Annotated in this window: 11 protein-coding genes; 8 read left to right on the forward strand and 3 right to left on the reverse strand. The window is 41.2% G+C overall.

What is annotated here, in order from left to right:
- Positions 1–96 precede the first annotated feature (96 nt).
- The 4 genes from AB5217_RS12710 (at position 97) to AB5217_RS12725 (ending at position 4668) form a co-directional block, all read left to right on the forward strand.
- Positions 97–1209, forward strand: a complete 1113-nt coding sequence (locus tag AB5217_RS12710) for a Gfo/Idh/MocA family protein (RefSeq protein WP_004306612.1) — start codon at positions 97–99, stop codon at positions 1207–1209.
- Between the two features lie 12 nt (positions 1210–1221).
- A complete protein-coding gene (locus AB5217_RS12715; protein WP_004306613.1) occupies positions 1222–2709 on the forward strand; it encodes a Gfo/Idh/MocA family oxidoreductase in 1488 nt (495 codons plus the stop codon).
- Between the two features lie 38 nt (positions 2710–2747).
- The gene (locus AB5217_RS12720; RefSeq protein ID WP_004299334.1) at positions 2748–3614 is read left to right on the forward strand and encodes a DUF1080 domain-containing protein; all 867 of its coding nucleotides are present in this window, start codon (positions 2748–2750) and stop codon (positions 3612–3614) included.
- Between the two features lie 145 nt (positions 3615–3759).
- On the forward strand, positions 3760–4668 hold the full coding sequence (locus tag AB5217_RS12725) for a sugar phosphate isomerase/epimerase family protein (protein WP_004299335.1): 909 nt from the start codon (positions 3760–3762) through the stop codon (positions 4666–4668).
- Between the two features lie 88 nt (positions 4669–4756).
- Here AB5217_RS12725 and AB5217_RS12730 read toward each other — a convergent pair whose 3' ends face one another.
- Together AB5217_RS12730 and AB5217_RS12735 are read right to left on the reverse strand one after the other, a co-directional pair.
- Positions 4757–4978, reverse strand: coding sequence for a hypothetical protein (locus AB5217_RS12730; RefSeq protein WP_004306615.1), 222 nt, complete (start codon positions 4976–4978; stop codon positions 4757–4759).
- A gap of 159 nt (positions 4979–5137) precedes the next feature.
- Positions 5138–6811, reverse strand: coding sequence for a long-chain fatty acid--CoA ligase (locus tag AB5217_RS12735; RefSeq protein ID WP_368112619.1), 1674 nt, complete (start codon positions 6809–6811; stop codon positions 5138–5140).
- A gap of 110 nt (positions 6812–6921) precedes the next feature.
- Here AB5217_RS12735 and mtaB point away from each other — a divergent pair, with 110 nt between their 5' ends.
- From mtaB to AB5217_RS12755, 4 genes are read left to right on the forward strand one after another with little or no spacing between them, the layout of a single operon-like run.
- Positions 6922–8241 (forward strand): tRNA (N(6)-L-threonylcarbamoyladenosine(37)-C(2))-methylthiotransferase MtaB, encoded by a 1320-nt coding sequence (gene mtaB / locus AB5217_RS12740; protein WP_004306617.1) that lies wholly within the window; start codon positions 6922–6924, stop codon positions 8239–8241.
- 2 nt (positions 8242–8243) lie between these two features.
- On the forward strand, positions 8244–9167 hold the full coding sequence (locus AB5217_RS12745; protein ID WP_004306618.1) for a lysophospholipid acyltransferase family protein: 924 nt from the start codon (positions 8244–8246) through the stop codon (positions 9165–9167).
- A gap of 2 nt (positions 9168–9169) precedes the next feature.
- Positions 9170–10219, forward strand: coding sequence for a glycosyltransferase family 2 protein (locus AB5217_RS12750; RefSeq protein ID WP_139147483.1), 1050 nt, complete (start codon positions 9170–9172; stop codon positions 10217–10219).
- The gene (locus tag AB5217_RS12755; protein ID WP_004306620.1) at positions 10203–10727 is read left to right on the forward strand and encodes a methylglyoxal synthase; all 525 of its coding nucleotides are present in this window, start codon (positions 10203–10205) and stop codon (positions 10725–10727) included. Before AB5217_RS12750 ends, AB5217_RS12755 begins: the two co-directional genes overlap by 17 nt.
- 131 nt (positions 10728–10858) lie before the next feature.
- On the opposite strand, the gene folB is transcribed toward AB5217_RS12755, so the two are convergent.
- Entirely contained in the window at positions 10859–11230 is a 372-nt protein-coding gene (gene folB, locus AB5217_RS12760) for a dihydroneopterin aldolase (protein ID WP_004299342.1), read from the reverse strand.
- Positions 11231–11303: the final 73 nt, after the last annotated feature.

Here is an 11303-nt window from a genome sequence, read left to right on the forward strand (position 1 = left end):
TGGCTAGATTTGCAATATCAGTTTTTTACTCATCAGCTTGATGGTGAAAATTGATACTTCATCTATTATTTGTACTTAAATTCACTATGTTTTATTATGAACACGCAATCTTCAGTAGACACGAGAATTAAAGTTGGAATTATCGGTTTCGGTAGAATGGGAAGATTCTATTGGGAAGCGATGACAAAAAGTGGGCGATGGAATATTGCTTATATTTGCGATACAGATCCGGAATCACGTCAATTGGCTAAGAAGTTATCTCCTGAATCTCTTATAGTAGAAGATAATCAAAAAGTTTTTGAGGATGAAAGTGTACAGGTAGTCGGTCTTTTCACTTTGGCCGACTCGCGGATGGAACAAATAGAAAAAGCTATTCGCTACGGCAAGCACATTATTTCAGAAAAACCTATTGCAGATACCATGGAAAATGAGTGGAAGGTCGTGGAAATGACAGAAAATGCCAACCTCATTTCTGCGGTAAACTTGTATCTGCGGAATTCCTGGTACCATAATCTAATGAAAGAGTATATCGAGCAAGGAGAAATCGGAGAATTGGCTATTATCCGTATTTGCCACATGACTCCCGGTTTGGCGCCGGGCGAAGGTCATGAGTATGAGGGGCCGGCTTTCCATGATTGTGGAATGCACTATGTCGATATTACCCGTTGGTATGCAGGCTGTGATTATAGAACATGGAATGCTCAGGGAGTGAATATGTGGAATTATAAAGATCCTTGGTGGGTACAATGTCACGGAACTTTCCAAAATGGCGTAGTCTTCGATATTACTCAGGGTTTTGTTTATGGACAATTATCTAAAGACCAGACACATAATTCGTATGTGGATATTATAGGTACAAAAGGAGTTGTGCGTATGACGCATGACTTCAATACTGCTGTTGTCGATCTGCACGGTGTCAATCAGACCATTCGTGTGGAGAAGCCTTTCGGTGGCAAGAATATAGACGTATTGTGCGACCTGTTTGCTGATTCGGTAGAAACCGGAAAGCGCAGTTCCCGCTTACCGTCCATGCGCGATTCGGCCATTGCATCCGAATATGCGTGGACATTCTTGAAAGACACACGCAAACACGATTTGCCTGCTATTGGTAATTTGCGCACTCTGGAGCAAATACGCGAGCGAAGAAGAAACATGAAAAATGGATATGGATTGTTGCATGGCAACCTTCCAAAGATTATTAACCCTTAAATAAATAAAATCATGTCAAACATTTCGAGGAGAAAGTTTCTCAAAACGGGGGCTGCTGCTTTAGCCGGCATTACTATTGCTCCCAGTACTATTTTAGGTATGAGCCACGGGCATATTTCGCCTACTGACAAACTGAATCTTGCAGCCGTGGGTATTGGTGGTATGGGACATGCCAATATTAATCACGTAAAGGGCACTGAAAATATTGTGGCTCTTTGTGATGTGGATTGGAAGTATGCAAAAGGTGTGTTCGACGAATTCCCCAAGGCTAAAAAATACTGGGACTATCGTAAGATGTATGAAGAAATGGGTAAATCTATCGACGGTGTGATTATTGCAACTGCCGATCATACTCATGCTATCATCACTGCTGATGCAATGACAATGGGAAAACACGTGTACTGTCAGAAGCCGTTGACCCACTCTGTTTATGAATCTCGTTTATTGACAAATTTAGCTGCTTCAACAGGTGTTGTTACTCAGATGGGTAATCAGGGTTCATCGGATGAAGGTACGGATTTGGTATGCGAATGGATTTGGAATGGTGAAATCGGTGATATAACTAAGGTGGAATGTGCGACAGACCGTCCTATTTGGCCGCAAGGATTGAATGTTCCTGAAAAGGTTGATAAAATTCCTAGCACATTGAATTGGGATTTGTTTACAGGTCCTGCTAAAATGAATCCTTACAATGCTATTTATCATCCTTGGAACTGGCGTGGATGGTGGGATTATGGAACAGGTGCATTAGGCGATATGGCTTGCCATATTTTGCATCAGCCGTTTAGAGCATTGAAATTGCAATATCCAACTAAAGTGGAAGGGTCATCTACTTTATTGTTGAATGCTTGTGCTCCGCAGGCACAGCATGTGAAAATGATTTTCCCTGCTCGTGAAAATATGCCGAAAGTAGCTATGCCTGAAGTGGAAGTACATTGGTATGATGGCGGTATGATGCCTGAACGTCCGAAAGGATTCCCGGAAGGAAAACAACTGATGCAGAGTGGTGGTGGTTTGACTATTTTCCACGGAACGAAAGATACTTTGATTTGCGGATGTTATGGACAGAATCCTTGGTTGCTTTCTGGTCGTAAACCAAATGCGCCAAAGGTTTGTCGTCGTGTTCCCAATGCTATGAACGGTGGTCACGAGATGGACTGGGTACGTGCATGTAAAGAAAATAAATCTAACCGTATCATGACTAAGTCTGATTTCTCAGAAGCCGGACCAATGAATGAAATGGTGGCAATGGGTGTATTGGCTATTCGTTTGCAAGCGCTGAATAAGACTCTTGAATGGGATGGAGCTAACATGTGCTTTACGAATATCGGTGATAACGAAACGATCCGTACCGTTATCAAAGACGGATTCAAGATTCATGATGGTCATCCGACATTTGACAAGACATGGACTGATCCGATTAATGCGAAACAGTTTGCTGCTGAATTAGTGAAACATACTTATCGTGACGGCTGGAGACTGCCTGATATGCCGAGATAAATTAGAAATTAAAGATAAAAAATTAAATCGTTATTATCATGAAAAAAGTATTTTATCCATTAGCTTGTTGTTGTCTTGCTGCAGGAGTTTTTGCTTCTTGCGGTGGTCAGAAAAAAGCAAATGCTCAGGAAGAACCGAGCAAAGTTGCATTGTCTTACTCTAAATCATTGAAAGCACCGGAAACTGATAGTTTGAATCTGCCTGTTGACGAAAATGGTTATATCACAATCTTTGATGGTGAAACATTTAACGGATGGCGTGGTTATGGAAAAGACCGTGTTCCTACTAAATGGACAATCGAAGATGGCTGTATCAAATTCAACGGTTCTGGCGGCGGTGAAGCTCAAGACGGTGATGGTGGTGACTTGATCTTTGCTCACAAATTTAAAAACTTCGAGTTGGAATTGGAATGGAAGGTTGCTAAAGGTAGCAATTCAGGTATTCTGTATTTAGCTCAGGAAGTTACTTCTAAAGACAAAGATGGTAATGATGTGCTTGAACCTATTTATATTTCCGCACCTGAATATCAGATCTTGGATAATGCCAATCATCCGGATGCTAAATTGGGTAAAGATAACAATCGTCAGTCGGCTTCTTTGTATGACATGATTCCGGCAGTTCCTCAAAACTCTAAACCGTTTGGCGAATGGAACAAGGCTAAGATTATGGTTTATAAAGGTACAGTGGTTCATGGACAAAACGATGAAAACGTACTTGAATATCATTTGTGGACAAAACAATGGACTGATATGTTGCAGGCAAGTAAGTTCAGCGAAGATAAATGGCCTTTGGCATTTGAATTGCTGAATAACTGTGGTGGCGAAAATCACGAAGGTTTCATCGGTTTGCAAGATCACGGTGATGATGTTTGGTTCCGCAACATCCGCGTGAAGGTTTTGGACTAATCAAATAGTAATAAGAAGGCACGGGTTACACGTATTTCACGTTTTTTTGAATGGCGATTGCCATAGAGTAACCGTGAGGTCTGTGTAATCCGTGCCTGTTTTTTCTATATAAATCTAATAATTGTAATCCCCTGATATCTATTATATGAAAACAAAAATTTATTTATGTGCGTTGGCTGCTCTTTTCATGATTCCACAGGCAATGACGGCACAAACTAAGAAGAAAGCTAAAAAAGAAGTAGCTATTCAACTCTATTCTGTCAGAGATATATTGAATAAGGTAGACAATAAAAATGGTAAGTGTGACCCCACTTATACTGCTCTTCTGAAGAAATTGGCAAACATGGGATATACCGGTGTTGAAGCTGCCAATTATAACAACGGTAAATTTTATGACCGGACTCCCCAACAGTTTAAGAAAGATGTCGAATCGGCAGGATTAAAAGTTTTGTCTTCACATTGTACCAGACAATTGTCCAAAGAAGAATTGGCTTCCGGTGACTTGTCAGAGTCTCTTCAATGGTGGGATCAGTGTATTGCCGATCATAAAGCTGCAGGAATGAAGTACATCGTAGCTCCTTGGATGGATGTTCCAAAAACGCTTAAAGATTTGAATACATATTGCACTTATTTTAATGAGATAGGCAAACGTTGCAAACAACAAGGTTTGTCATTTGGATATCATAATCACGCTCATGAATTTCAGAAAGTAGAAGATAAAGTAATGTATGATTATATGCTGGAACATACGAATCCTGAATATGTCTTCTTCCAGATGGACCTTTATTGGGTAGTTCGCGGACAAAACAGTCCTGTTGATTATTTTAATAAATATCCCGGCCGCTTCAAGATATTCCATGTTAAGGATCACAGAGAGATCGGACAAAGCGGAATGGTAGGTTTTGACGCTATCTTTAAGAATGCAAAAACTGCAGGTGTTAACTATCTCGTTGCTGAAATCGAGGGTTATAGTATGCCGGTAGAAGAGAGTGTGGAAGTGAGCTTGGATTATTTGTTGGACGCTCCTTTTGTGAAGAGTTCATACGCTAAATAGCGTGTGAATTGCTAAAATTGAAGCATAAAAAAAGTCTGTGCATGCTTTTGCATGGCAGACTTTCAATTCTCTCTAAGCTGTTTCTGAATTATTCAGCTACAGTTTCAGTTGCAGTGCTATCAGCATTCAAAGAATCTGCTGCTGCGGCTGCTGCTTGTTCAGCTTCAAGAGCTGCTGCTTCTACTGCTGCGATTGAGTCAGCGATACGGATAGAATCTGCAGTTGCTTTTGCTGCGTCAGCTGCTTTGTTACCACATGATGCGAATGATACTGCTACGATAGCTACGGCCATCAAAACTAATTTTTTCATTTTCTTTGCTTTTTAAAAACGTAATACAATCAATTGCTTTATTAAAACGCTGCAAAGTTATGTACTTTTTCAATATGTTGTTCTCGAAATACCAACTTTTTTTATAATTTTTTTTGTAACTAGCTACTTTTCTCCCTTTTTCGTATGTTTTAGAACATGCTAATCGACAGCAATACTGTTATATAGGTATCTTTTTATGCTTCTTTTGGGAGTTTTTTCAAATTCCGTAGGATAAAGTTGGATTCTGCTGATTTTTTCATAAGCGGCTACATTGCAGTTCAGATTCTTAAGATTTTCATCCATGATTGTTTTCAGGTTATTCGGATTGTTTAATCCGAGAGAATCCAACGCTTCATAATCGGCATAAACGAGTGCTACTAATTTTTTGTTGCGTTCGATAACGAGACTTTCAAGAATGAAAGGCAGGTTATTCAGTTTTGTTTCCAACTCTTCGGGGAAGATGTTCTGTCCGCTTGAACTTAAGATCATGGTCTTGAGGCGTCCCCGGATGAAAATATTTCCGTTGCTGTCCATGGAACCGAGATCACCGGTGCGTAGCCAGCCGTCCTGCGTGAATACTTCCTGCGTTGCTTCCTGATTCTTGTAATAGCCCACCATCACATTCTCTCCCCGAACCTGGATTTCTCCGGTTTCTGCTTCAGGGTTTTCTTTATAGATACGTGCTTCCATTATATCCAGAATCTTTCCGGAAGAGCCTAGTACAAATTCATCCCAAGGGGCATAGCTGATTAGTGGCCCACATTCCGTCATACCGTAACCTATAGTAAAAGGGAATTTAATTTTGTAGAAGAATTCTTCTACTTCCTTGTCCATAGCGGCACCGCCGATAATGATTTCCTTAAACCGGCCTCCCAGTGCATCAATTAGTCTTTTGCGTATCTGGTTGTAGATTTGGGTGTCGAGCAGAGGAATATTGAGTGCCCACTTCATTCCTTTTTTATTAATGAGCGGCTGGATAATATTCTTATATATCTTTTCGATTACTAGCGGGACAGTAATTATAAGGTTAGGTTTCACTTCTTCAAAAGCTTTCATTATAATCTTGGGAGAAGGTGTTTTTCCAAGCAAAGTGACGTGAGTGCCGACAGCGGTCGCTGTCAGAAAGTCAAATGCACAACCGTATGCGTGAGCGAGGGGAAGGAAAGACAGCACTTTATCCCCCTTTTTAAGGAGTTCGGTACGAATACCAAAAGTGACGTTACCGGCAAGATTGTTTCCTGTCAGCATTACACCTTTACTGAAACCAGTGGTTCCGGAAGTGTAGTTTAACAGCATCACTTTATCATTGGATAAAGTGGTATACTGAACATCTTCACGGGTAAATCCTTTCGGATACAAAGAATGCATCTCTTTATCGGTATTTTTCAGAAACTTCTGTATGGTTTCTCCGTCACGCTGATAAAGACACCGGAAATCGGTCAGTGAGAATACGCCTCGTAATCCGGCTAATTTTTCCTCTTCCAGATTGTCCCAAATGCTGTCGCTGGTGAACAGAAATACAGATTCGGAATGATTGACGATATGATGAACATCGTTGGGGGTAAAGTCTTGAAGGATGGGAACAATGATTGCTCCATACGTGATGGTTGCCATATAGGCGATGCACCAGTGAGCGTTGTTTTTGCCGATAACTGAAATCTTATCCCCTCTGCGGAGGCTACAATGTTTGAATAACAGATGTAAACGGGCGATTTTTTCAGCTACCTCCCCATAAGTATATTGGGTATCTTCTCCATAATCTGTGTAACAAGGTAGATCCCAATTTTCACGAAAACTATTTTCGTATAGTTTAATGAAATTCTCTTTAATCATTGCACGTTTTTTAGTGAATTGTGCAAAAATAGGAATAAACTTTCGTATCCAAAAGCGTTTTACTAATAATAATGTGTAACTTTGCAAAGTTAATGTGTTTATAACAGCTTATGATAGATACCACTGTATTTCAAAATAAGACAGCCGTTTATTATACTTTAGGCTGCAAATTAAATTTTTCAGAGACTTCAACTATTGGTAAAATTCTGCGTGAGGTAGGAGTTCGGACTGCGCGTAAAGGAGAGAAAGCTGATATCTGTGTGGTAAATACCTGTTCGGTGACGGAGATGGCGGATAAGAAATGCCGGCAAGCGATTCATCGTCTGGTAAAACAACACCCTGGTGCTTTTGTGATAGTGACCGGATGTTATGCGCAATTGAAGCCCGGTGATGTGGCAAAGATAGATGGAGTGGACGTAGTGTTGGGAGCGGAACAGAAAGGAGAATTGCTTCAATATCTGGGCGACCTCCAAAAGCATGAAAAAGGAGAAGCTATCACTACGACGACCAAAGATATCCGTTCATTCTCTCCCTCGTGTTCACGGGGAGACCGTACCCGTTTCTTTTTGAAGGTGCAGGATGGATGCGATTACTTTTGTTCTTATTGCACGATTCCTTTTGCCCGGGGACGAAGTCGTAACGGGACTATTGCTTCCATGGTTGAACAGGCCCGTCAAGCGGCTGCCGAGGGAGGAAAAGAAATTGTTCTGACCGGAGTGAATATCGGAGACTTTGGCAAAACAACAGGAGAGAGTTTCTTTGATTTAGTAAAAGCATTGGATCAGGTTGAAGGAATCGAACGTTATCGTATCTCTTCCATAGAACCCAATCTGTTGACTGATGCGATTATTGAGTTTGTGTCTCACTCCCGCAGTTTTATGCCTCATTTTCATATCCCTTTGCAATCCGGTTGTGATGAGGTTTTGCAGCTAATGCGCCGTCGTTATGACACTGCTCTTTTTGCTTCGAAAGTAAGGAAGATAAAAGAGGTGATGCCGGATGCTTTTATCGGAGTGGACGTGATTGTGGGAACCCGTGGAGAAACGCCCGAATACTTTGAACAGGCTTATCAGTTTATTGATGGACTGGATGTGACGCAGTTGCATGTGTTTAGCTATTCCGAACGTCCTGGAACGCAAGCCTTAAAAATAGAATATGTGGTTTCTCCGGAAGAGAAGCATCAGCGTAGTCAACGTCTGTTGACACTATCGGACCAAAAGACACAGGCTTTTTACGCGCGTCATATCGGGCAGGTAATGCCGGTGCTGATGGAAAAATCGAAGACAGGTGTTCCGATGCATGGGTTTACGGAGAATTATATCCGTGTAGAGGTGGAAAATGATGATTCACTGGATAATCGGGTGGTTAACGTACGCCTGGGAGACTTTAATGAAGAGAGGACGGCACTTAAAAGTACAATTTTGATATAAGTATGAGATCCAAACTTATCTATTGGCTGGTATATAGTGGAATGTGGTTGTTTTCGGCACTTCCGTTCCGGGTTTTGTATATGCTCTCGGATCTTAATTGTCTGTTGATGTATCGTATTGGGAAATATCGCCGGAGAGTGGTTCGGGGAAACTTGCTTAGATCGTTCCCGGAAAAAACAGATGCGGAGAGATTGCAGATAGAGCGTAAATTTTATCGTTATCTGTCGGATTATATGCTTGAGGATTTGAAATTGTTGCATATGTCTGCCGAAGAGCTTTGTGCAAGAATGACTTATAAGAATACGGAGCAATATCTGGAACTAACTGAAAAGTATGGAGGTATTATAGTAATGATTCCTCATTACGCCAATTATGAGTGGTTAATAGGTATGGGATCAATCATGAAACCGGAAGATGTCCCTGTGCAAGTTTATAAACCATTGAGAGACAAATATCTGGACGAATTATTTAAACGTATTCGTTCTCGTTTCGGGGGATATAATATCCCGAAACATTCTACAGCACGTGAAATTATTAAGTTGAAACGTGATGGGAAAAAGATGGTAGTTGGGCTGATTACCGATCAATGGCCCAGTGGGTATGATAAATACTGGACTACTTTTTTGGGGCAGGAGACGGCTTTTCTGGATGGTGCGGAGCGTATTGCTAAAATGATGAACTTCCCTGTTTTTTATTGTGAGCTTAGTAAGAAGCGTAGAGGGTATTGTGAAGCGGAGTTCAAGTTAATGACGGAAACACCGAAAGAAACAAGAGAAGGAGAAATCACAGAAATGTTTGCCCATAGGTTGGAGCAAACGATTCGCAGGGAACCGGCATACTGGTTATGGTCTCATAAACGCTGGAAATTAACCAAAGAAGAGGCTGATCAGCTGGAACAGGAGGAATTGAATAAGAAGAAAGAATAATGATGAAGGTTTCAGTTGTAATCTTGAATTGGAACGGGTGCGATATGCTTCGTACTTTTCTTCCGTCCGTCGTCCGCTATTCAGAGGGGGAGGGGGTTGAGGTCTGTGTAGCTGACAATGGCTCTACGGACACTTCTGTGAGTTTGCTTCAACAGGAATTTCCTTCTGTCAGAACGATTGTGCTCGACCAAAATTATGGCTTTGCCGATGGATATAATTGGGCATTGCAGCAGGTCGACGCAGAATATGTAGTTCTTTTGAATTCAGATGTCGAGGTGACGGAGCATTGGCTGGAACCAATGATTGCTTATTTGGATGCTCATCCGGAGGTGGCTGCTTGTCAGCCGAAGATACGAAGTCAACGACAAAAAGAATATTTTGAATATGCCGGAGCGGCTGGTGGCTTTATTGATAAATATGGTTATCCTTTCTGCAGGGGGCGTATAATGGGAGTTGTGGAGAAGGATGAAGGCCAATATGATACGGTGATTCCTGTTTTTTGGGCAACGGGGGCAGCGTTGTTTATCCGGCACACTGATTATGTGAATGTAGGAGGATTGGATGGACGTTTTTTTGCTCACATGGAAGAAATAGATTTGTGCTGGCGACTTCGTTCGCGAAATCGTGAGATTGTCTGTGTACCTCAAAGTATTGTCTATCATGTAGGAGGAGCTACTCTTAAAAAAGAGAATCCTCGTAAGACTTTTCTTAATTTCCGTAATAATCTTGTCATGCTCTATAAGAATCTTCCACAGAAGGAGTTAAATAAAGTGATGCGTATCCGGGCCTGTCTCGATTATGTGGCAGCGTTTAATTTCTTGTTGCAAGGGCACTGGGACAATGCTCGTGCTGTGATACGTGCGCGGAAAGAGTATAAACAACTATGTCCGTCATTTTCTTTATCCCGTGAAGAGAATATGAGAAAAAAAACTTTGAATCCGATACCTGAACGGACAAAAAGTAGTATCTTGTGGCAGTTTTATGCGAGAGGATGCAAACGGTTCTCTCAATTGTCGGATTTTAAAAAGATAGCAAATGGAATCAAAGGTTAGAAGAGGCATCGGGCTGGTAGCACACGATGCAATGAAAAAAGACCTCATCGAATGGGTACTGTGGAACTCGGAACTGTTGATGGGTAATAAATTCTACTGTACAGGTACTACGGGTACTTTGATATTGGAAGCATTGAAGGAGAAACATCCTGATGAAGAGTGGGATTTTACGATTTTAAAATCAGGTCCGTTAGGTGGTGACCAACAGATGGGATCACGTATTGTGGATGGGCAGATTGATTATCTCTTTTTCTTCACGGACCCCATGACATTGCAACCGCATGATACGGATGTAAAAGCATTAACCCGTTTGGCCGGTGTAGAAAATATTGTTTTCTGTTGTAACCGTTCTACGGCGGATCATATTATTTCCAGTCCGTTATTTATGGATCCTGATTACGAACGCATTCATCCGGACTATTCCAGCTATACAAAACGTTTCCAGGATAAACCCGTGGTGACGGAGGCTGTAGAATCGGTAAATAGAAGAAAAAAGAAGAGAAAATAAGCCGGTAGTTTACGGCTGTGAAAATAGAAGCAGATCTTGCTTAAAAAGGAATGCAGATGATACGGATTACTTTATTAATATCGTATTATCTGCATTTCGTCATTTATGTTTCATTTCCAGCTGTGATTATCTTATTTCCTGCTGCAGTGTAGCTCAATTCCTGCAGACTCTATATCTGCTCCCATCGGTGGGTTTCGTTTGGAAAGCCGGAGTTCGATTTCTTCAATACAGGGGAATTGGTCAAAGAGTTTTTGTATAATCCGTCCGCTAACGTGTTCCAGCAATTTTGAGGGAACAGCCATTTCATTTTCTATCACCTGATGTACTTCAGCATAGTTGACGGTGTCGGTAACTTCATCTGTCCGGGCAGCTTTGCTGATATCTACTTTCAGTTTCAGGTCAATGAGATATTCATTCCCAATCAGATTTTCTTGCGGTGCGACTCCATGATAGGCGTAACAACGAATTTCCTTCAAAAGAATATAGCTACTATTTATCTTCATATACTGTCTTTTTAGTGTGATCTTGTTTGACTTTTAACAGGTCTTTCTGTGCAACCATTTGTGGAATCACTTT

Origin of the sequence: Bacteroides sp. MSSM.1001136sp1_RTP21357st2_D2_RTP21359_211015 (assembly GCF_040913205.1) — a bacterium.
Taxonomy (GTDB): domain Bacteria; phylum Bacteroidota; class Bacteroidia; order Bacteroidales; family Bacteroidaceae; genus Bacteroides; species Bacteroides ovatus.